Origin of the sequence: Agrobacterium vitis, assembly GCF_014926405.1 — a bacterium.
In the GTDB taxonomy this organism is placed as follows: domain Bacteria; phylum Pseudomonadota; class Alphaproteobacteria; order Rhizobiales; family Rhizobiaceae; genus Allorhizobium; species Allorhizobium vitis_H.
Genome location: NZ_JACXXJ020000003.1, coordinates 72,731 through 93,844 on the forward strand (window position 1 = coordinate 72,731; position 21,114 = coordinate 93,844).

Annotated in this window: 18 protein-coding genes; 5 read left to right on the forward strand and 13 right to left on the reverse strand. The window is 56.1% G+C overall.

Annotated elements, in window-relative coordinates; genetic code table 11:
• Nucleotides 1-921 precede the first annotated feature (921 nt).
• The 11 genes from repB to IEI95_RS02010 all read right to left on the reverse strand — a co-directional run bounded on the left by repB (nt 922) and on the right by IEI95_RS02010 (nt 12,810).
• The gene (gene repB, locus IEI95_RS01960; RefSeq protein WP_156533639.1) at nt 922-2,004 is read right to left on the reverse strand and encodes a plasmid partitioning protein RepB; all 1,083 of its coding nucleotides are present in this window, start codon (nt 2,002-2,004) and stop codon (nt 922-924) included.
• Complete coding sequence (gene repA, locus IEI95_RS01965; RefSeq protein ID WP_012653445.1) at nt 2,001-3,263, reverse strand: plasmid partitioning protein RepA; 1,263 nt, start codon at nt 3,261-3,263, stop codon at nt 2,001-2,003. The genes repB and repA overlap by 4 nt, the downstream gene beginning before the upstream one ends.
• Before the next feature lie 287 nt (nt 3,264-3,550).
• On the reverse strand, nt 3,551-4,306 hold the full coding sequence (gene eutC / locus IEI95_RS01970) for an ethanolamine ammonia-lyase subunit EutC (protein WP_156533638.1): 756 nt from the start codon (nt 4,304-4,306) through the stop codon (nt 3,551-3,553).
• Entirely contained in the window at nt 4,303-5,700 is a 1,398-nt protein-coding gene (locus tag IEI95_RS01975; protein ID WP_156533637.1) for an ethanolamine ammonia-lyase subunit EutB, read from the reverse strand. The genes eutC and IEI95_RS01975 overlap by 4 nt, the downstream gene beginning before the upstream one ends.
• Before the next feature lie 150 nt (nt 5,701-5,850).
• On the reverse strand, nt 5,851-6,930 hold the full coding sequence (locus IEI95_RS01980; RefSeq protein WP_156533636.1) for a lipocalin-like domain-containing protein: 1,080 nt from the start codon (nt 6,928-6,930) through the stop codon (nt 5,851-5,853).
• Nucleotides 6,920-9,328, reverse strand: coding sequence for an ABC transporter permease (locus IEI95_RS01985; protein WP_156533635.1), 2,409 nt, complete (start codon nt 9,326-9,328; stop codon nt 6,920-6,922). Before IEI95_RS01985 ends, IEI95_RS01980 begins: the two co-directional genes overlap by 11 nt.
• On the reverse strand, nt 9,328-9,984 hold the full coding sequence (locus IEI95_RS01990) for an ABC transporter ATP-binding protein (RefSeq protein ID WP_156533634.1): 657 nt from the start codon (nt 9,982-9,984) through the stop codon (nt 9,328-9,330). The genes IEI95_RS01985 and IEI95_RS01990 overlap by 1 nt, the downstream gene beginning before the upstream one ends.
• A 64-nt stretch (nt 9,985-10,048) precedes the next feature.
• Nucleotides 10,049-10,597 (reverse strand): DNA-3-methyladenine glycosylase, encoded by a 549-nt coding sequence (locus tag IEI95_RS01995; RefSeq protein ID WP_156533633.1) that lies wholly within the window; start codon nt 10,595-10,597, stop codon nt 10,049-10,051.
• A gap of 47 nt (nt 10,598-10,644) precedes the next feature.
• The gene (locus tag IEI95_RS02000; protein ID WP_041698735.1) at nt 10,645-10,887 is read right to left on the reverse strand and encodes a PilZ domain-containing protein; all 243 of its coding nucleotides are present in this window, start codon (nt 10,885-10,887) and stop codon (nt 10,645-10,647) included.
• Nucleotides 10,888-10,981: 94 nt separating this feature from the next.
• Entirely contained in the window at nt 10,982-11,797 is an 816-nt protein-coding gene (locus IEI95_RS02005) for a hypothetical protein (RefSeq protein ID WP_194415700.1), read from the reverse strand.
• A gap of 302 nt (nt 11,798-12,099) precedes the next feature.
• Entirely contained in the window at nt 12,100-12,810 is a 711-nt protein-coding gene (locus IEI95_RS02010; protein WP_071207056.1) for a GntR family transcriptional regulator, read from the reverse strand.
• Nucleotides 12,811-13,075: 265 nt separating this feature from the next.
• Between IEI95_RS02010 and IEI95_RS02015 the strand changes: the two genes are divergently transcribed.
• From IEI95_RS02015 to IEI95_RS02035, 5 genes are all read left to right on the forward strand, one after another.
• Nucleotides 13,076-14,164, forward strand: a complete 1,089-nt coding sequence (locus IEI95_RS02015) for an ABC transporter ATP-binding protein (protein ID WP_041698731.1) — start codon at nt 13,076-13,078, stop codon at nt 14,162-14,164.
• Nucleotides 14,165-14,191: 27 nt separating this feature from the next.
• On the forward strand, nt 14,192-15,481 hold the full coding sequence (locus tag IEI95_RS02020; protein ID WP_156533630.1) for an ABC transporter substrate-binding protein: 1,290 nt from the start codon (nt 14,192-14,194) through the stop codon (nt 15,479-15,481).
• A gap of 78 nt (nt 15,482-15,559) precedes the next feature.
• Nucleotides 15,560-16,465: an ABC transporter permease gene (locus tag IEI95_RS02025; protein WP_156533629.1), complete on the forward strand. Its 906-nt coding sequence runs from the start codon at nt 15,560-15,562 to the stop codon at nt 16,463-16,465.
• A 3-nt stretch (nt 16,466-16,468) separates the two neighbouring features.
• Complete coding sequence (locus IEI95_RS02030; protein ID WP_156533628.1) at nt 16,469-17,287, forward strand: ABC transporter permease; 819 nt, start codon at nt 16,469-16,471, stop codon at nt 17,285-17,287.
• 25 nt (nt 17,288-17,312) lie between these two features.
• A complete protein-coding gene (locus IEI95_RS02035; protein ID WP_156533627.1) occupies nt 17,313-18,089 on the forward strand; it encodes an aspartate/glutamate racemase family protein in 777 nt (258 codons plus the stop codon).
• On the opposite strand, the gene IEI95_RS02040 is transcribed toward IEI95_RS02035, so the two are convergent.
• Both IEI95_RS02040 and IEI95_RS02045 read right to left on the reverse strand, forming a co-directional pair.
• Complete coding sequence (locus IEI95_RS02040) at nt 18,022-19,911, reverse strand: GGDEF domain-containing protein (protein WP_194415702.1); 1,890 nt, start codon at nt 19,909-19,911, stop codon at nt 18,022-18,024. The genes IEI95_RS02035 and IEI95_RS02040 overlap by 68 nt on opposite strands.
• Nucleotides 19,912-20,204: 293 nt before the next feature.
• On the reverse strand, nt 20,205-21,056 hold the full coding sequence (locus IEI95_RS02045; protein WP_194415704.1) for a fumarylacetoacetate hydrolase family protein: 852 nt from the start codon (nt 21,054-21,056) through the stop codon (nt 20,205-20,207).
• Nucleotides 21,057-21,114: the final 58 nt, after the last annotated feature.

Sequence of the window (21,114 nt, forward strand, 5' to 3'; positions counted from 1 at the left end):
GCAGGCCCAAATGACAAACACTGAAACTCAATCAACCCAACAGGACGGGTTAACGATCACCGAAATAGGATGGACTGAAGACCCTTCACTCTTTCGGCAATCCATCAATCGACTGCGCAATTTCTGACTTAAGACACAAGACCAAGAGAATATTTCGCAGCAGATTGAAGTGATACGGCATCCTATTGATAAAACGCAGGGATCCCGTCCGCACACGAATTCGTTGCTTGGTATCTCAAGGATCCAAGACAATTGAACTCACCACAGTATCGACAACCAACTGGTCGCATAAGCGAAATTGACCGTTTCCTGCGCTATAAAGCGAGATTTAAGACCAATCTTATCTCTTATAGAAACCACAGGTTTCCCACCTGAAATCCGAGGAGTTCAGCATATTATGCAACGGTCGATCTAACGCATAACTCCATAAATCGAACCAGACTTACGGAGAAATTGCGCAGCAGATCTAAAGATTACAGCATCTTATACGCATTTGATAAAACGCACGACGCCGTAAGCACCGCCACATTGTGGTCGATACTGTTCCATCATTTTGTCTAAGCACCATTATGGCCTGACGCTGCTACCAGCGCCGTAAAATCAAGACGCAAAAAGATACATCATGACCCACGAATATGAGGTCATGTCTTGACTTTTGGGGCCAGAAGTGATTCTCTTGAATTGCTACATAGAAGAGGGCTTCCGAAATGGTGACGTTTTGGGGCCTTTTTTCTTGTCTCGTATTGCTTCCTTCTCGTTGCACTTTACGGCGTCTTGCGTTCGATAAAACACAACGCGCCATAACCCGTTGTAACCTCTGCATAGTGTCCTCTTAAAATCCCTTGGGATTTAAGGGCCATGCAGCATTGCTGCAAAAACGCAGGTCTAAAGCATCCAGCAAAAGCCGGATGCAAACCCATTCTAGTCGTGTTCGCCGTCCAAATAGGCGGCATAAGCCGCCGCCAGACGCGTTTCGAACTGATCGACAAACCCCGGATTGGCCTCCGCCAGAAATTCAATCTTTACCCGCCGCCCTTGCCGTCCAATACGGGCGAAGACACGGCCATCTGGCCCCCTGATGTCCTCAGGTTCTGGGCGCTCCACGGGAGCCTTACCGGACAGCGTATCGAATAGTTTTTGAAACCGCTCATCTGTGGCTGCGATCCGAAATCCGTCTGTAGACACCAATCCAGCCGCTTTCACCTGCCCCTGCTCGCTCGAAAGCAATTGGCCAAGTGCCATCCATCTCTCGCGACCCGCCTTCGGAGCTGGTCCAACGGCACGAGCAAAGCGCTCTGGTACGCTTTCCGCGACCTGAATAAGCCGCGACAACTCGCTTTTTTGCACCGAAAGCGCTTCACCGATGACTTTTCTATCAAAACCACGATCGGCCAACGCCTTGGCAAACAAGGCACGCTCAATGAAGGTGAGATTGCGTCGCTCGGCATTTTCCTTGCCTTGCGCCAGCACAAGCTCGTCGTCGCTCAAGGGCCGGATAAGCGCCTTGACCGCGATACCGAGGCGCTTGGCAGCACTTAAGCGACGGTGACCATAGGCAACTTGATAGCGGTCATCATTAAGAGGATGACGCCGCACGAGGATCGGAACCTGCTGGCCACTCTCGCGCATACTGGAAACCAGCGCGATGAAATCGGGATCGTCTCGTTCCTCATCACTCAGACGATCTGAAACGAAGGACGCATCGATCTTATCCGTAGCAAGCGAAATGACCCTTTCGCCCTCGTCAATCGCCTGGCGCAACGCACGCGCTTCCTCCGCCTCTCTGGTGATGGAGGACAACGTCAATCCCATTGCCTTTATCGCCCCGGAGGCTGCGCGCGCCACGGGCGCTGCGGGGGGCTGTTCTTCAACAGTGTCTGCGCTACGCGGTTCGCCGGACGTCGTTGGTTGCGAAACAGAGGGTTCCGCAGTCTCTGAACTTGCCCCCGATCCTGGATCGGAAAACAGCGCGCGCAACTCGCTTTTTCGGTTTTTTCCAATCATTCTTTGCGTCCCCACGCCGTGTGGATCAACTGTTCGATTTCGGCATTTACCGATTCCAGCGCTTCAATCGCCCGGTCGTAAGTACCGCGACTGAAATTCTCGCGCCCGACTTCGTAAAGCGTCTGTTTGGTCAATCCGGCATCGGAAATCGCCGTGGATTTGACCATCGGAGAGGTCAACACTCGTTCCCCGAACAGCGACCGCAGAAAACCGACAATTTGCGCCTGAGGGCCATCATTCGGCTCAAACCGGGTCACAAGATAGCGCAGAAAGTCGAAATTCAGCGTGCCGCCCGCTTCACGCACGACCCCGAGAAGATCCGATGTCATGAACAGGAACTGGCTCATGGACGCCACATCCAGCATTTGCGGATGTACGGTGACAATCACCGATGTCGATGCACAAAGCGCCGACAATGTCAGATACCCAAGCTGCGGCGGGCAATCGATGACCACGACATCATAATCATCCGCCACGCTGTGCAAGGCATTCTGGACACGGGCGAAAAACAGGCTCTTGGCATCGCCCGTCTTTCGCTCCGCCAAAGCACGCGGCGTCACATGCTCAAATTCCTGCAATTCCAGATTGCCGGGCAGCAAATCGAGATTGTGAAAATAGGTCTTGCGGATGATCTCCCGCAACGGCCTGACTTCATCGTCGTAGCGAATGGCGCCATAAATCGTGTCATTGCCGACCAGATCGAGTTCCGGCTGATAGCCGAACAAAGCCGACAGTGATGCCTGCGGATCGAGATCGACCGCTAGAACCCGGTGCCCGGTCATGGCCAGATATTGCGCCAGATGGACGGCCGAGGTGGTTTTACCGGAGCCACCCTTGAAATTTGTCACGGAAATGATCTGCAAATGCTCGCCACGTTCGGCATCACGCCATTTCACATAGGAACGGGCCTTGGAAACATTGCCTTTTATCATCGCCTGTTCCGCCAGGTAATGGCGCAGAGCGTCAATATCAGAGAGCGAATAGTAACGGCGCCCCCCTGCCCCAACGACTGGCGCAGGGCCTTCACCGGCAAGCGACAATTGCCGCAAATAGCCGTCCGAGACTCCTACGAGACGTGCCGCCTCCCCAGATGTGAAAGTCCGCAGGGTTTTGCGCGACGATGGCGCAAACAACCGCTCCCGCATGGCCTTCAGCTGGGCTGAAAGGGCGCGCGCGTCTTCGGCAATGGTCTCATCGGCGGGGCGCAAATTCGTCTCCTGTTGTTCAGTCGCCGTGCTGGACGCAACCGCCATGATCATTCTCCCGATAAAGCGCCTGACTTAGCGTCGAACGGTTCGACCATTCCACGCTTGCATCCGCCTAAACTTTCGTCACCGCGCAAACTGACTGATTCTCTTCCGGAATGATATACGCACCAGCGGAAAATTAACAGCATACACAGCTTGTTACGGCAACAAAAGACATATCGAACGTTTCATCGTAAATGTGCCGCATGCAGCGAGTCGCGTCAAGTCAGCCCCAGAAGCTGAAGAAAAGCTGGGCTAATCAAAGTACTCAGAGATTAAAATTATTTTTTATCAGTTATTTAGGTCAACGATTTCGCGCCATGCGGGAGTGAGATACCATCCACGGCGTTTTCCTTCAGGTCGACACCTGAGAGTTTCAACCGTAAGGCCTCCTTCACCAGCCAGGAAATCTTTTCCGCCGCCGATTCATAAGACAATCCGTCGTCATGAATATTGGAAATGCAGTTGCGCTCACTATCGCGCCGTCCTTTACGCGGCCCAAACGTAATATACGCGCCAAGACTATCAGGAACGCTAAGACCCGGCCGCTCTCCAATCAGAACGATAGCAACTTGCGCGCCGAAGGCCGCCGCGGCTTCATCACCGAAAGCGACACGCGCCTGCTTTCCAAGGACGACCGGGGCGACTGAAAACCCTCCGAGCCGGCGCACCGTGGCCTCATAGACCGATGCGGCATGGCGCTCCACTGCGGCAGCAGAAAGGCCATCCGCGATGATGAAGGCAATTTCGTAGGTCTTGCCCGGTGCCGGAAGGTCATGGCTATCCGGCATACGTCCAAGGTCGGGGCGCGTCAGATATGTCGCCCGATCTTTTGCCAAGGAATGAACCAGAACAGTTTTAACGGGTGCCAGCGCTGTCGCCAGTTTCTCGAAATCCACTTCTCCGTGGACGGCATCGCGCGCCCTGGCATGGGCCAGTTGAAACTCCAGAACGGCCTGTGTTGGCATCGCATCGCCTGCACGGCCAAGGCCTATGCGCGCCCGAGTGGCGCTGCGAAACCTTGCAAACGGGTCGAAATCGACGGAATTGCTCATGCCGATGCCTTGTAAGATAGAAGGTTACGAGAAAAAGCATTGGATTGGGGCAATGGCGCCAGTCGACCGGATCGATCAATCATCCCCATCCGCTTCAGCCAGGCTTCGAACTCCGGCGCGGGCGGACGGTTGAACTGGTGACGAAGACCGACAATATCATGATAGGACAGGCTTTGATAATTGAGCATGACATCGTCTGCACCCGGCACGGCAATCAGGAAGTTCACGCCCGCTACGGTCAGGAGCACCATCAGGTTGTCCATGTCATCCTGATCAGCTTCGGCATGGTTGGTATAGCAGACATCGACGCCCATCGGCACGCCGAGCAATTTGCCGCAGAAATGATCTTCAAGACCGGCGCGAATAATCTGCTTGGCATCATAAAGATATTCCGGCCCAATGAAGCCGACAACTGTATTGACCAGCAGCGGCTTGACCTCCCGCGCCACGGCATAAGCCCGAACCTCCAACGTCTGTTCATCGACGCCGTGATGGGCATCAGCCGACAACGCGCTGCCCTGCCCGGTCTCCAGATACATGACATTGTCACCAACGGTGCCACGTTTCAACGACAGCGCGGCCTCGCGCCCCTCACGTAAAACCGCGAGATCGACGCCAAAACCCTTGTTAGCAGCCTGCGTCCCCGCCACCGATTGAAAGACGAGATCGAGCGGGGCGCCTGCCTCGATCGCCTGGATCGAGGTTGTTACATGGGTCAGGACACAGGACTGCGTCGGTATTTCGAAGCGGTCTCTGAGTTTGTCGAACAGATGCATCAACCTTGTACAGGCTTCGAGATTATCACTGGCCGGATTGATGCCGATCACCGCATCACCAACACCATAGAGCAGACCATCCAAGGTTGAGCCAGCCACCCCCTCCGGATCGTCGGTCGGATGGTTGGGCTGCAACCGACTGGAAAGCCGGCCCGAAAGCCCGATTGTCGAGCGAAATGCGGTGATAACACTGCATTTCGCCGCAACCGTGATCAGATCGTGATTACGCATCAGCTTGGAAACAGCCGCTACCATTTCCGGTGTCAGTCCGGGGGCAAGCGCTGCCAGAACTTCGCTTGTTGCCTCATAAGACAGCAGCCAGTCACGAAATTGACCAACGGTCATATGGGAGACAGGCGCAAACGCTGCGACGTCATGGCTATCGATGATCAACCGGGTAACCTCGTCGATCTCATAGGGAATCAGCATATCCTGAAGAAAAGTCTTCAAGGGAAGATCGGCAAGCACATAGCGGGCCGCGACCCGGCGCTCATTGCTGCTTGCGGCAATCCCGGCCAATTGATCCCCGGACTTCGGTGGGGAAGCACAGGCCATCAGACTTTTCAGATCGTCAAATACATGGCGTTGCCGCCCAAGGATGATCGAATAAGATGCCATCACCGTTCTCCTTGCCAGACGGAGCGTGCAAATGCTCGATACGCCTGCCCATGCCAATCCGACCCCATGATTATCATGGGCCGGTCGTACGACCTACTGTAAATACCAGAAAGCAAAGCGCATGCCATATGACCAGAAGACCGTTTGGGTTCAATATCCGGTCATTTCAAGATAACCGGTACCAGCATGGCTGCCCGAAAAGCGGATCGGGCCTTCCCAATAGGGAAACGCCAGTGGCATCCAGCTTTGCGCGTTTACGGGCGTGGTGCGGATCGACATGGCTTTTTCGGGCAGTTCCAGTTGCCACTCCACTGGCATGGTGCGACCCGCAACCTGCGTTTGTTTTACCACCGTCAGCTTGAGCGCACCGGGGCGCATTGGCTCCGGCACACCCTGTGGCGTGATCCAGGTGGAGACGGTATAATCGTCACCCTTGCCACGCAGATGATAACCCATCAGTTTTGCGCCGTCATCGAAGTGGAGGGAGAACCAATCCCAGCCTTTCTGGTCGGCGGAAAGAGGCTGCGAAGACCATTCCCGATCCAGCCAAGCCTTGCCCGTCACAGGGACAGGGCCGTCAGGCAGGTTCAAGATACCGTTCACCTCATAAAAGGGCTGGGAATAATAATAGCTCGCCTGCCCTTCCGCTGATTTCACAGAGTAGCCATGATCTCCCTGCGCCACCAGAGGACCTGTGGCCTGCAGGGCGAGATCGTAGGAAAAATCGGCGCCCTTGGCCTTCATGGTCAAGGAGGACAGGGCATCGCCAGTGTTTACGGTCTGTGGTCTTGTCGTGAGCGACCAATCATCGATCCAGGCGGAAAACGGCCCAAGCGCCACGCCCGCCTGACCTATTCCTCCACGCGCAAACTTTTCCGTAGCGTAATGATGGTCCTTCGTTGTCAAGGCCGCATGGCCCATCCAGATTTGTGGACTGTTCCAGCCCTCCGCCTCGCCCGGTTTCAATGCTGAACGAAACAGCGTCCATTGGACTCCGTAATCACGCCCATCCGGCCCGGTCAGATTGGCTGTCACATACCACCACTCGATCCGGTAATTCTGGTGCGGGCCATGATCCATTGGAAACGCAAGCGGTTGGCCTGGCTGCGGCAAGGCGAAACCATCGCCAGCCTTCGCACCAAGACCGGCAAAGCCCTGGGCGAAAACCGGATTACCGCCAAGCAGCAGCGCCAGAACGAAAATCATGAACCGACGAATGTTAGCGTTCATTGGCAAAGACTTTCAATAAATCCGATGGCTTCAATCGGGCAATACCAGCAAGTGGGATCAGTGCCGAGAGCAGCGAGGCCAACAGTGCAAACCCTCCCAACCATAGCCACTGGACTGGAAACACATGCATTGGCAAGCGCCAACCAAAGGCCTCGACATTGACCACAGCCAACAAAACCCAGGCCAGTCCAAGTCCCACAGGCAGCGCGGCAACGAGTGTAAAGCCTGCGAGGATAAGAGTACGGGCAAGTTCCAACCCGGTTATCGCGCGACGGGTCAGACCCATTGCCCAGACCGGAGCGATCTGGGGCAGCCTCATGCCTGACAGTGTCATGAGGCTGGCAAACATCGCAAGCCCCGCGACCCCCAGCGTCAACACATTGAGAGCGGCTGTAACGGCGAAGGTCTTTTCGAAAATCGCCAGTGATCGCGCCTTGATCACCGCCTGATCCACGACGTTGTCGGGCGGCAAGCCGAATTCAGTCATTAAAGCCTCACGCAGGGCGCTGGTCTGTTCTGGCCGTATCCGCAGCCCGAACCGCAACCGCGAAAGATCGGAAAAACGGCTGACCAATTCCGATTGAGCGACGATCACATCCTCATTGGGATTGCCATAATCGGAATAGACACCGAGAATACGGGGCTTCCAGCCACCGGGCAGCGTGATCTCATCACCCACCGCCAAGCCCTCGCGGCGCATCATCTGTTCATTGATCAAGGCCCCTTCACCTAGGGCTAACCTGTCCCAGACATCCGGCGTGGCGGCAAGCATCGGCCAGTGATCGCGGTAGGTCGCATCATCGACCACGCCATGAATGACAACTGTCTTGCTGCCGACCTCTCCTTGCGTATTCCAGATCGGCAGCACAGCCTTCACCCGAGGGGCAAGCCAGGCCTGCAAACGCTCGGTCTCGCCATCGTTGCGCGCCGTCACGTAAAGCTCAGCGGCCAGTCTTTGATCGAGCCAGCCGACAAAGGTCAGACGAAAGCTGGACACCATGGTTCCAACCCCGACATTTGCCGATAACGCCAGAAGAAGCGCCATCAAAGCTAGGGAAAGGCTGGGCAATTGCTGGCGGGTATCGGCCCAGAACCATTGCCAAACCGGTCGTTTTGCCAGCACCTGCATTAACCGAAGGACAGGCACCAGAATGACTGGCAGGGCCAGAGCCGAGGCCAGTAAAAGCGCTCCCAGTGTAGCAAAACCAGCCACCAAGCCATTGCCGAATTTCATCAAGATCAGCGTCACCGCAAATAGCACGGCGGACGCCAGCGCCTGGAGAAACCAGGCACGCTCCGATGCGATGGCCCAGGCGCGGGGTTGGGCCGGGGCCAGCAAGGGCATGCGCCAGACCTGCCAGAGGCTTTGCCCGGCGGACGCCAGCGTGCCGACCACGGCAATACCGATGCCTGTCGCCCACCATTGGGGCCGAAAAGCCAGCGTGCCAGGAACATCGGCGCCGTAAAGGCCCCTTAGTGTCAGTGCCACATCCGGCAGCAAGGCAGAGGCTACGACATAGCCAAGCGCCACGCCCGCGACGCCCGCAGCCAATGCAAAGACCAGCAGTTCCAGGAAAAGCAGGAGCATGAGTGCGCTGGCCGAGAGACCGAGAGATCGAAGTGTGCGAAAGGTGGGCCGTCTCTGTTCGAAAGCCAGCCGCACCGCGGCATAGACGATGAACAGTCCGACCACGAAAGACAGCAGTCCGAAGGCCGTCAGGTTGAGATGAAAACTGTCCGTTAATCGTGCAAGATCCCCTTCGCCATCAGGGGATTTCAAGCGCAGCTCAGGCGCCAATACCGCCAGTTGCTGTTGCGAAATCGGCTGTTCCGGCGAGACGATCAACCGGGTCAACCCATCGCGTTTTGCCAGCAAGGCTTGCGCCCTGCCGATATCGGTAAACCCGGTTGCAAAAGGAATATCCTTGACGATATCAAGGGGCGGCAGCGATTGCCCTTGGAGGGCATCTGCGGTCGCTTGCGAAACCGCGATCTGCCCCGGTGGAAGCAGGAAACGATTGATATTGCCATCGCCGCGCAAATCGACTGGCTGGGCGACCGACGGGATCGTTAGGGGATCTATGCCGATCAACCGCAGGCGAAACGTGCCAAGTCGCATCTCTCCTTCAAGAACCGGGGAAACCAGCAGCCCCGCCCGCCGCAGCGCGACATAGGTCGAGATGGGGATGGGCCTGCCATCCTTGCTTTGGATATCCGACAGGCGATTTTGCCCAAGCATCGCGGCCGCCCGCGCATAAGAGGCCCGCGCCTCCGCATTGATCGCCTGCACCCCCGACCAAAGTGCTGTCGCCAGCGACAAACCGAGGAGCAGCATGGCCAATTGAAGCGGCTTGCGCCGCCAATGCGACAGCAAAGCCAGAAAAGCCGTGCGCAGCATCAGGCCACCCGCCCGGCACGCAAATGCAGGTTTTCATCCAGCATGACAGCCAACCGAGGGGAATGTGTCACCATCAACAGGGCTGCCCCCGTCTCCCGTACCAGGGATAGCATCAAGGCCATAACCGCATTGCCTGTCTCTTCATCAAGATTGCCCGTCGGCTCATCGGCCAGAACCAGTTTTGGCCGGACAGCAAGTGTCCGACCGATGGCGACACGCTGTTGCTGGCCGCCGGAGAGTTGCTCGGGATAGCGCGTCAGAAGCGCAGAAAGCCCCAAACGTTCCGTCAATTCCGTCTGCCATCGGCCATCGTAACGCTCACCCAGCCGAGCATGAAAGGCCAGGTTGGCTCGTACATCCAGCGAAGGGATCAGGTTGAACTGCTGAAAAATCAACCCGACTGTGCCACGCCGCAACCGGGCGCGACCTTTATCATCGAGCGCATCGATATCTTCCCCATCCACGCAAAGCTTCCCGGCATCGGCGCTGTCCAGCCCGCCCGCCAGATGAAGCAATGTACTTTTTCCGCTGCCGGATTCCCCAGTCAATGCCATGGTTCGCCCTGCGGCCAGGGTCAGGCTGACACCTTTGAGAACCTCCAAAGGACCTTCCGATGTGCGGTATGTTTTTTTTACTGCATCCAGTACCAGCACCATCAGCTTATCCAGTCGTTTGCATGCTCATCAACGCGAAACCATAATCCGTCTGGCGGATATGGCGCTAGAGGACAGCAGGAAAAGGCTTGCTTAGAAATTTAGACCCCGCCAAACCAAAGCGCCAGGGGTGATCGACCGCTTTGGTAATGCCAATGCGAGGACCGATCACCACGCTTGGACAGATTTTGGCAGGCTCAAGCTGAAATGGTGGCAAGGCGAGAGGCAAGCCATTGTGTTGAACGGTGATGCCCAAAGCCTGGGCCAGACGGCCCGGCCCGGCGCATAGAAAACGTGGCGCCACGTTGCCACGCCGCGCTTGCATGACATCCAAGCCGTGGCTTGGCGCGAGCGCCCGGATCAAAACCGCACTGCCGGGCCGGCAAACGATATTCAAGCACCAGTGGATGCCGTAGGAACGGTAGACATAGACATGTCCGGCTGGACCAAACATCGAATTATTGCGCGGTGTGAGTCCTCGAAAGCTATGGGATGCCGGATCATCGCGTTCATAGGCCTCGGTTTCGACGATCATGCCGCCGACACCGTCCACGAAAAGCTCAGCGCCGATAAGGTCGCGGGCAATATCGACAGCACTGCTGTTGAACTCAATCATGGCCTGCTATCGAATTTTTCCACCTGTGGGACGCTGTTGAATGCCGGTCAGGCGAATTCCACGCCGATTTCCGTTATCTTCCGCCACCGGACGACACAATGGACCTTGCGCCCGCCATCCATCAGTAAATCGAATTCATCGGGAACATTGACAAAATTATCTCCAGCCAGCTTCGCGCCACCGGACGAAATATTCTTGACGGTGCAGCTAAAGGTCGAAAACCCGTTTTTCAAGATTATGCGCGCCGCTTGTAAGGTTCGGACACGATGATCTCTACGCTTATTCTCCATTTCCAACCCCCGCCGATCCCAGACCTAGACCATCCAGCAGTTATTACAATTTCATATAATTCCGATCACATCTGACCGGTTTAGCAAGACTTTATTATCTCAGCAAAGTCGTAAATATTTCATCCATCTGCATAGCCATTGCTTTTGGGCTGACTTGATCCAGAAAATGATCCATTGCGCGGCGGGCGCGCAGCCAATCATTTTTACCATGGGTGCTTCGCGCCCGTTGCAAAACCTCGATAATCTCGTCCTCCCCTTCTCCTTGGACGAGATAGGGATAATCCTCACCCAGAAATGCAAGGGCATCGTCCTGAGCCGCATTCACCAGCACATTTGCACCACAGGCCGCCGCGATCACACCCTTGGTAAAGGGTTTATAACACCTCGCCAACGTCTCCGTCTGGGGCGCGCGAATGCAGTAATGCAAACTATAGTCACCCATACGCGCGATGATCTGGCGCATGGAATCGCTGAAAGCCGCGTCATGAAAATCGACTGATTTTTCAATTTGAGGCGTCCTGACGGTATTCTTCAGAAAGCCGAAATAACCGGCGCGATAATCGGTACGGCGCTGGTTGCCCATGGCGTAGATGCGTTCATCGGCACCATGCAGCAGCAGTCCAACCTGCCCTTTTGCACCAGGCGTGTTTGTCAGTCTGGCGTGCATCGCATCACGCGCCATATGTGAACTGGCGAGATGCATATCGACATGATTGAAAACCATCTTATCCAGGGGCGTATCGACATAGTCAAAACATATGCCCCGGCTTCGGCCATGCAGAATTTCCAGCGCCGATGCGCCAATGGAAAGCGCCGCACGCTTGGTAAACACATAAATCGCATCTTTAGGCTGAAGGCTAGCCCATAGCATTTGCAATCCAGGTATTCGCTTGTTCGGCAGGGCCGCCATTTCAAACCGGTATTTGTCGCCGAGATAGGGCCTCGTCAACCTGGACAGTTGAAATGACCGCATGGTCGTACTGCCGAATTTAACCGAGGACCGACGATAGACGAACCTCACTGGATAGAGCATTTCAAAAACCCGCCGCACTATTTTGATCTGTCAGGCGGTGGAATCGCTGCCCAGGACAGACTATTCTCTCCAATACCAAATTCAAGATCTACGATCTCGCATCCTTGCCTGACTAGCACCTGAAACATTAAACGCTGACTTGAGCCTGACAACTCGACCATAAAAAGGCCAAAAGGGCGCTAAAGTCCCAAGGCGTCCTTCAATGCCAAACCTTCCCGCACCCGCAAATCCAGATCCGCTTCGATATGATCAATGTGATGCAGCATCAGCGCACTTGCATGCTTGGCATCCCGCCGCACAAGAGCCTCAAGTATCTGTTCATGCTCATTATGACCGCAACTGGAAACGCCAGATCCACCATAAAGGGCGATGACCAACGATGATCGGGCCACCAGTTCATCCATGAATTTTTGCAGGATGGCATTGCCGGCAACTTTGGCCAGCATCAGATGGAAATCGCCCGAGGCCTTTATTTCGGCGCGCCTCGCCGCAGGCCCGCGCTGGTGCAGATGGCGTTGTTCATCTTCCAACTGGGCACGAAAAGCAACCAGATCGTCCTCCGTCAGCCGCTCGACAGCTGCCAGAACAATACCAGGTTCGATCATTCGGCGGCAGGCGAACACCTGCACTGCTTCTTCGGGGCTCGGATTGGATACAAAAGCACCCCTATTTCGTTCCGTCTTTATCAACCCTTCGAATGCAAGCATTTGCAGAGCACTGCGCACAACGGTGCGACTGACATCGAACAGAAGGCCCACTTCCGCCTCGGAAAGCTTGGTTCCGGGCGTTAAACGCCGGTCGATAATCGCATTTCGTAGGGATTCGCGGATGGTGAACGCACGGTCTTCCAAATTTGAATCGTGAAAACTGATTTTTTCGTCAAGCTTCATAGCGTCACCCGTGCTGATGCCTGCCTTTGTACATTGAACTGACAAACTCGGAAAGTCACTGATTGCTGACAGGCAAAAAATCTATTGCGTACAATTTGACCAATTAATGCAAACAATCGCACGATTTTTGCGCAACAGTGATGACGACCCGAAAAATTCCATGGGTATTCAGTGGAAGCCGACAGGATTTTCTAGGTTTTCCAAAGGCCACAAGCATCTGGCACGTAAGATGCATGTAAAGCAGCGGTCATCAAGGGATCGCAGCATGAAACAAGCCGCCGCCATCGATATTGCCGCCGTTACCAAGGTTTACGGCCATACGACAGCCGTCCACAGCATCAGCCTGAAAATTCCAGCTGGCACCTATTGCTGCCTACTCGGCCCTTCCGGTTGCGGCAAGACATCGACGTTACGGATGATTGCCGGACACGAGACCGTCACGACAGGTGATATCCTGCTGGGCAACACCAACATCACCGATCTCGCGCCCGCCGCGCGCGGCACAGCGATGATGTTCCAGTCCTACGCGTTGTTTCCTCATCTCGACCTCACCGAAAATGTCGCCTTCAGCCTGAAAATGAAGGGTATCGACAAAGCCACCCGCAGCGCCAAGGCGATGGAGATGCTGCAATTGATGCAACTGGAGGCCTATGCGGACCGGCGCCCCGCCCAGCTTTCCGGCGGACAGCAGCAGCGTGTGGCGCTGGCACGCGCGTTGATTACCGATCCGGAAGCGCTTCTTCTGGACGAGCCTTTGTCAGCACTCGATCCATTTTTGAAAATCCGCATGCGAGCCGAGTTGAAGAAACTCCAGACCTCGCTCGGCATCACCTTCGTGCATGTGACCCATAGCCAGGAAGAGGCCATGGCGCTCGCCGACCTGATCGTTATCATGAACGATGGCCGCATCGAACAGGCTGCCGATCCCCGCACCGTATTCGAGCGCCCGGCCTCAGCATTCGTCGCTCGTTTCATGGGCGATCACAATGTCATTTCAGGCCGAGTCACGAGCGTTTCCGATGAGATCGCGATGATATCAGTCGCAGGCGGGGCGGATTTCGCAGCTTCCGGCAAAGCCGCCATCGGCGAACCCGCCGACATAGCGGTGCGCACTGACCATGTGCGGATTGGCCAGAGCCAGGTCCCGGGCCTCGGATTCACCGGCTCTGTCACCAATGTCGAATATCGAGGTTCCACCGTGAAGCTGATGCTGAGCGGTGCGGGCATCGAAGACTTTACCGCCATCCTGACCGATGCCGCCTTCCACGCACATCCGGTCAAGGTAGGCGAAGCCATTGCCGTTTGCTGGGAGGCCGATGACGCCATCGTTCTCGGCAAACCGGCGCTGAAATAATCAACCAATAACCAGAGGAGAACTTCCATGACTGATACCAAAAAGCCAAAATCCGGCGTGACCCGCCGTTCGATTTTGAAGACGGGGGCCGCCGCAGCGGGTCTTGCCGCCGGTTCCGGCGCCATCACTGGCTTTCCGACCATCTGGGCGCAGACCAAGATCACCCTTCGTCAATTTGGCACCGGCGTTTCAAACATCAATGCCATCGCCGAAAAGTGCAAGGCCGACCTCGGCATCACCCTGGAAATGACGGCGACGGATTCTGACGCCGCCGCCCAGCGCGCCGTGACCCAGCCGAACTCCTATGACATTGCCGATGTCGAATACTGGATCGCCAAGAAAGTCTTCCCATCAGGCGTCTTGCAGCCGATGGAAGTCAAGAAGCTCAAATATTACGACAAGATCGTACCGCTGTTCATCAACGGCAAACTGAAGCCGGAAAGCGTCATTGCCCAGGGCACAGCGCCACACACCGTCGGCTTCGTCGAAAAGCCCGGCGCGAAAACCTTCGCCAAGGCTCCGACCGAATGGATGACGATGGTGCCGACCATCTACAATGCCGACACGCTCGGCATTCGCCCAGACCTCGTTGGCCGCGACATCACCAGCTGGGCCGATATCATGGACCCCGCTTTCAAGGGCAAGACGTCGATCCTCAACATTCCATCGATCGGAATAATGGATGCCGCGATGATCATGGAAGCCATGGGCAATATCAAATATGCCGACAAGGGCAACATGACCAAGGCCGAGATCGACAAGACCATCGATTTCCTGATCAAGGCCAAGCAGAGCGGCCAGTTCCGCGCCTTCTGGAAGAGCTTCGATGAAAGCGTCAACCTGATGGCTTCGGGCGAAGTCGTCATCCAATCCATGTGGTCGCCAGCCGTTGCCGCTGTCCGCTCCAAGGGCATCGCCTGCAAATATCAACCGCTGAAGGAAGGCTACCGCGCCTGGGGCGGCGGGCTGGGTCTTGCGGCGCATCTGAAAGGCGCGCAGCTCGATGCGGCCTATGAATACATCAATTGGTACACGTCCGGCTGGGTCGGCGGCTACCTGAACCGCCAGGGCTATTATTCGGCCTGCATGGAAACCGCCAAGAACTTCATGTCCGCGGATGAATGGGGTTACTGGATCGAAGGCAAGCCAGCCCAGGGCGACATCATGTCTCCTGAAGGCAAGGTGATGGAAAAGGCCGGTGCCGTACGCGACGGCGGCTCCTTCGAAGAGCGCATGGGCAAGGTTGCCTGCTGGAATTCCGTCATGGACGAGGACCGTTACATGGTTCGACGCTGGAACGAGTTCATCGCCGCCTGATCATATCCATAGAAACCATGTCTTCCCCGTTCGCGGGGAAGACATACGGCAGCCCCAAAGACGACAGGGAGACGAGCGATGGCAACAGTGCGGTTTATAGGCGTCGGCAAGCCAAAGCCAAGGCGCGAAATCCGCGTGCCTGCCTGGCTGACAGCCTATCTTCAAGCAGCCCCCCTGGCGCTTATCCTCGGCGGCTTCCTACTGTTGCCAATCCTGATGATCGTCATTGTCAGCTTTTGGGATTATGACTTCGCCCAGATGTATCCCGGTTTTGTCACCTTCAATTATGCGGAAACGCTTGGTTCCTGGGTCACCTGGAAAACCTATCTGAACACGCTGAAATTCGCCGCTATTGTCTGGCTCCTGACGCTGTTCATCGGTTTTTGGGTCGCCTATTTTCTCGCCTTCCACATCCGTAGCGCCGCCATGCAGAGCGTGCTTTTCCTGATCTGCACCGTGCCGTTCCTGACCTCGAACATCATCCGGATGATTTCCTGGATTCCGGTTCTGGGCCGCAATGGATTGGTCAACCAGGCGCTGGTCGGGACCGGCATCATTCCCCAGCCGCTGGAGTGGCTACTTTATTCAGACTTTGCCGTGGTGCTGGCCATGGTACATCTCTACACCCTGTTCATGGTCACGCCGATCTTCAATACGCTGATGCGGATCGACAAGGCGCTGGTGGAAGCCGCAAGGGACGCAGGTGCTTCGAGCCTGCAAATCCTCACCAATGTCATTCTGCCGCTGGCCAAGCCCGGCATGGCTATCGGCACGATTTTCGTCGTCACCCTGACCATGGCCGATTTTTCGACGGTGCAAGTGATGTCCGGCGGCCAGAGCGCCTCGGTAGCGCTGATCATGAAGAACCAGATGTCGCTGCTGCAATATCCAGCCGCCGCCGCCAATGCCGTGGTGCTGCTGATCCTCGTCCTGCTGATGGTCGCGGGGATCTTGCGCATCGTCGATATCCGCAAGGAGCTGTAAGCCATGATCAGGGAAAAACGCAGCCGCGAATTCTATCTGCTCGCTATATTCTTTGCGCTCTTCGTGCTGTTTCTCTATGGGCCGCTCTCGGCGATCCTCATCCTGTCGTTCCAGGGAGAAAATGGTGGCCTGACCTTTCCGCTCAATGGTGTCTCGCTGCATTGGTTCGCCAATCTATTCGAAACCCAGGCCGTCGGCGATTTTGGCGGCGCCATCAAACGTTCGATCACACTCGGGTTGATGGTGATGGCGGTCACCGTACTGGTGTCGCTGCTGGCGGGCCTGGCGTTTCGCCGCAAATTCCATGGCGCAACAGTGCTGTTCTATCTGGCCGTTGCCAGCCTGGTCGTGCCGTCGATCATCATTTCGCTCGGCATCGGAGTCGTCTTCCAGCAATTGGGCTTCCAGCCAAGCTGGTACAGTTCCGCCTTCGGCGCGCATTTGACCTGGACCCTGCCCTTTGGTGTGTTGATCATGTTCGCTGTCTTCAACCGCTTTTCACCCGCCTATGAAGAGGCGGCCCGCGACCTTGGCGCATCCTCATGGCAAACGTTTCGCTACGTTTTACTGCCGATGATCGCGCCCAGCCTGATTGGTGTTGGCCTGTTTGGCTTTTCGCTCTCCTATGACGAATTCGCCCGAACGCTGATGACGTCAGGCAGCTTCAACACCCTGCCACTGGAAATCTACGGCATGACGACCAATGTCACCACACCGGTTCTCTATGCGCTGGGTACGGTGACGACGGTGTTTTCCTTTCTGGTCATTGCCCTGACGATTTTCCTCATTCGCCGGGTCAGCCGGCCTCGTGGCCATGCCTGAGTGGGCAACCCTCGATCGGATTTTCATGCGCATTCTGCTTATCAATCCCAATACAACCGCAAGCATGACAGCGACCGCTGCGGACGCGGCCCGCCGCGTTGCCCATGCAGGAACCGAAATCCTGCCACGCACCTCGCAAATGGGCCCTGTCTCCATCGAAGGCTATTATGACGAGGCGCTGGCTGTTCCTGGCCTGCTGATGGAACTCGCCGACGGGGAAAAACAGGGCGCGGATGCCGCAATTATCGCTTGTTTCGATGACACTGGCCTTGATGCCGCCCGTGCATTGGCCGGTATTCCCGTCATCGGTATTTGCGAGGCAGCGATTGCGACGGTCAGCTTCATTGCCCGGAAGTTCAGTGTGGTAACGACAATGGAGCGGTCTCGGTTGCCCATCGAACACCTCGTTCGCCGTTATGGCGCATCTGACCGCTGCAAGGTGCGCGCCGCCGATATTCCGGTTCTCTCGCTGGAAGATCCATCCTCGAACGCACGGGAGCGGCTGCGGGCGGAGATTGCCAGAGCGCTGGCGCAAGACGGCGCGGAAGCCATCATTCTTGGATGTGCCGGGATGGCCGATCTGACGGAAGCCCTGAGCGAGGAATTCGGAGTCCCGGTCATTGATGGCGTAGCGTGCGCCGTCAAGCAGGCGGAGACCCTGGTTTCCCTCGGACTGCGAACGGTTAAAAACAATGCCTATGCCACGCCCGTCAACAAGCCCTATCTCGGTTTGCTTAAAGCGTTCGAGCCGGCTGTTTTATTGGCAGACAAAGCTGCCGAGAATCAGCAGATAGGTCATTGAAAAAGCGTGCATTTAAAGAGCTGCGCAATACCGATGGAAGTTGGTCCAGAGACTTGCGGCGCAACATGGCTGCCGCCTCCTTGCGATCCACCGCCTTGGAGAAGAGATAGCCCTGCCCCTCCTCGCATCCCAGCCGCAAAAGCAAATCACGCTGCTCCTGTGTTTCGATACCCTCCGCGATGACACGGAAATTCAAACGGTCGGAAATCGACAATAGCCCGCCGACGATGACCGATGCTGGCTCTTCCTCAAGCAACCGGGCAATGAAAGAGCGATCGATTTTGATGATATCGAGCGGAACGGTCAGAAGATGCGTCAAGGACGCAAAACCGGTGCCAAAATCGTCGAGAGCCACAAGCATGCCCGCCTGACGCAATTGCTTGATCTGGTCCACCACATTGCGCTCGCGATTCCCCAGATAAATCGACTCCGTCAATTCAACGACAATGCGATCTACCCCAACACCAACCTTGTCCATTGCGCCGACTATCCGCTCGGTCAGGGAGCCGTCCAGAAAATCGCCCGCCGATACGTTCAAACCGATACGTCCGAATTCAAGTCCGCTGTCCAGCCAATCGCGAGCATCCCGCGCCACATTTTCCAACACACAAGCCGTCAGTGCCCGGGCCAGATGAACGTCGCTGGTCGCTTCATGAAAATGCGAGGCGGAAATGATATCGCCGTTACGGCTGGCAAGCCGACTAAGAGCCTCAAACCCGACAACAGAACCGGAGGCAAGATCAACGACGGGCTGATAATAGGTCTCGATCCGCTGTTCCCGCAATGCTTCGCTCACTTGCTGGAAAGAGCGAAACCGCCGGGCTATTTTCGAAACTGAGCCGACCGAATATTCAACAAACTGACCGCGACAGCGTTCCTTGGCTTCATAAAGCGCGAAATCAGCATTCTGGCGAACATCGTCAACGCTCTGCCCCTCACGCGCGACCGCGCCGCCTATGGTTCCGGCTGGATAAACCGTCTGGCCGGCGCAAATGCAAGGCTCTTTCAGCACGGCCAGAACATGAGCCGCATGGTAGCCGAGATCCACACAATCAACCCCGCGGACGATCAGGGCAAACTCGTCCCCGCCGAGCCGGAATGCGGTGTCGCAATCGGTCATCGCTTTCAACCGCAAGCCAACGGTGCGGATCAGATCATCGCCAGCCTGGTGCCCAAATGTATCATTCACCTGCTTGAGATTATCGAGATCCACCAGCAGCAATCCCCATGGATTGCGTCCCACGTCTTCATTCATCACCGCTTCATTGAAGCCCGTGCGATTTGGCAATCCCGTCAGCACATCGGTATAAGCAAGCCGTCTGCGCTCTTTCAGCCGCAACTCGCGCTCCAAGCCGATGGCGCAAAGATGCACACAGGCGGAAACAATGCCTTCCTCGATTTCGCTCGGACCGCGTTTTTGGCGGAAATAGAAGGCAAACGTACCCAATACCCGGCCATCGGAAATAATCGGCGTTGACCAGCACGCCAGAAAACCCAGTGGTAAAGCAAGGCCCTTGAACTCAGCCCAGAACGGATCGTTCTCAATGTCGGTCACCAGGACGGGACGACCACGAAAGGCCGCCGTGCCGCAAGAGCCGACACCTTCGCCGCAAGCCAAGCCGTTGATCGCCTGGGAATAATGCTCGGGAATGGAAGGGCCGGCAAGATGCTGAAGGCGCCCCGTATCGTCCAATGTCAAAACAGAACAGACAATATCATTAATAAGCGCCTCAACAGACCAGCAGAGGAAATCAACGGTCTCTGCCAAGGGGTCGCCTCTGGCGATCTTTTCCAAGATCCTGTTTTGCAGCTTGATCAACATATATCCCCATTCCCTTTCACTGACCTAGCTTAACCAATAGGAATTAAGGGGCAGTTACAAATATTCGAACCTTCTTTAATACATGATGTAGCGCAAAAAAGACGGCTGGAAAGCGCGGCTCCCGGCTCTGTTCTAACGATGATTTACAAATTGAAAAAAATTCCGTTCGATTTTGCGGGCGGGAAGACGTGGCCTGCGCGGCAATCGTGGCTTGTCGTGACGGCAAATGCGTCCCCGCAAAAGGCCGTTCTGGACGGGCGCAAATAAAGCCCGCCCAGAAAAAAGCTATAGGCTTAGAGCGCGCCGATCACCGGGTTGACCAGCAGGCCAACACCTGGAATATCCACTTCAAACACATCGCCCGCTTTCATGAACAAGGGCGGCTCGCGTCTCTCACCGACGCCACCAGGGGTTCCGGTGACGATCACATCGCCTGCCGACAAGGGTGTGAAGGCGGATAGATAAGCAATTAGAGCCGGAATAGGGAAGATCAGGTCGGCCAACGTCGCCTGCTGAACGACCTGGCCGTTGAGGCGCCCCGTGATGGAAAGCTGCGTATAGTCTTCCACCTCATCCGCTGTCACCAGAGCCGGACCGAAAGCACCGGTCGCTGGAAAATTCTTGCCAGGCGCAAATTGTGAACTATGGCGCTGCCAGTCGCGCACCGAACCGTCATGATAGCAGGAATAACCGGCAATATGCTGCATGGCATCTTCCTCAGTGATATTGCGTCCACCGCGCCCGATAACCACAGCAAGCTCGGCTTCGAAATCGAGGCAATCCGACTGGCTCGGCTTGATGATCGGCTGGCCATGGCCAATCTGGCTATCGGCAAAGCGAATGAAGACGGTTGGATGCCCAACTTCAGGCCGTTTGGTTTCTTCCCGATGGGCGACGTAATTGACGCCGATGCACAGGATCTTGCTGGGATCAGGAATGACCGGCAGGAGGGTAACATCGGAAAATGCCAGTTCCGGTTTGCGGTCACCGGCATAGTCGGCAGCGATTTCCAGGAGATCGTCCAGGATCGCCTGTTTTAGGGTCAGGCAATCATAGCTGAGACGACCGGTAAGATCGACGATGCCACCGCCGACCACCGCACCGAATCCAGCCCGGCCAAGTCGGGTAAAACTGACGAATTTCATGAGGATGTCTCCGATCTGCATGCTGAAATGACGATGCGGCAGGTCCTATCGGAACAAG

Coding starts and splice junctions, on each gene's coding strand:
- repB (WP_156533639.1), bottom strand. CDS start 2,004: ATGATTGGAAAAAACCGAAAAAGCGAGTTGCGCGCGCTGTTTTCCGAT.
- repA (WP_012653445.1), bottom strand. CDS start 3,263: ATGATCATGGCGGTTGCGTCCAGCACGGCGACTGAACAACAGGAGACG.
- eutC (WP_156533638.1), bottom strand. CDS start 4,306: ATGAGCAATTCCGTCGATTTCGACCCGTTTGCAAGGTTTCGCAGCGCC.
- IEI95_RS01975 (WP_156533637.1), bottom strand. CDS start 5,700: ATGGCATCTTATTCGATCATCCTTGGGCGGCAACGCCATGTATTTGAC.
- IEI95_RS01980 (WP_156533636.1), bottom strand. CDS start 6,930: ATGAACGCTAACATTCGTCGGTTCATGATTTTCGTTCTGGCGCTGCTG.
- IEI95_RS01985 (WP_156533635.1), bottom strand. CDS start 9,328: ATGCTGCGCACGGCTTTTCTGGCTTTGCTGTCGCATTGGCGGCGCAAG.
- IEI95_RS01990 (WP_156533634.1), bottom strand. CDS start 9,984: ATGGTGCTGGTACTGGATGCAGTAAAAAAAACATACCGCACATCGGAA.
- IEI95_RS01995 (WP_156533633.1), bottom strand. CDS start 10,597: ATGATTGAGTTCAACAGCAGTGCTGTCGATATTGCCCGCGACCTTATC.
- IEI95_RS02000 (WP_041698735.1), bottom strand. CDS start 10,887: ATGGAGAATAAGCGTAGAGATCATCGTGTCCGAACCTTACAAGCGGCG.
- IEI95_RS02005 (WP_194415700.1), bottom strand. CDS start 11,797: ATGGCGGCCCTGCCGAACAAGCGAATACCTGGATTGCAAATGCTATGG.
- IEI95_RS02010 (WP_071207056.1), bottom strand. CDS start 12,810: ATGAAGCTTGACGAAAAAATCAGTTTTCACGATTCAAATTTGGAAGAC.
- IEI95_RS02015 (WP_041698731.1), top strand. CDS start 13,076: ATGAAACAAGCCGCCGCCATCGATATTGCCGCCGTTACCAAGGTTTAC.
- IEI95_RS02020 (WP_156533630.1), top strand. CDS start 14,192: ATGACTGATACCAAAAAGCCAAAATCCGGCGTGACCCGCCGTTCGATT.
- IEI95_RS02025 (WP_156533629.1), top strand. CDS start 15,560: ATGGCAACAGTGCGGTTTATAGGCGTCGGCAAGCCAAAGCCAAGGCGC.
- IEI95_RS02030 (WP_156533628.1), top strand. CDS start 16,469: ATGATCAGGGAAAAACGCAGCCGCGAATTCTATCTGCTCGCTATATTC.
- IEI95_RS02035 (WP_156533627.1), top strand. CDS start 17,313: ATGCGCATTCTGCTTATCAATCCCAATACAACCGCAAGCATGACAGCG.
- IEI95_RS02040 (WP_194415702.1), bottom strand. CDS start 19,911: ATGTTGATCAAGCTGCAAAACAGGATCTTGGAAAAGATCGCCAGAGGC.
- IEI95_RS02045 (WP_194415704.1), bottom strand. CDS start 21,056: ATGAAATTCGTCAGTTTTACCCGACTTGGCCGGGCTGGATTCGGTGCG.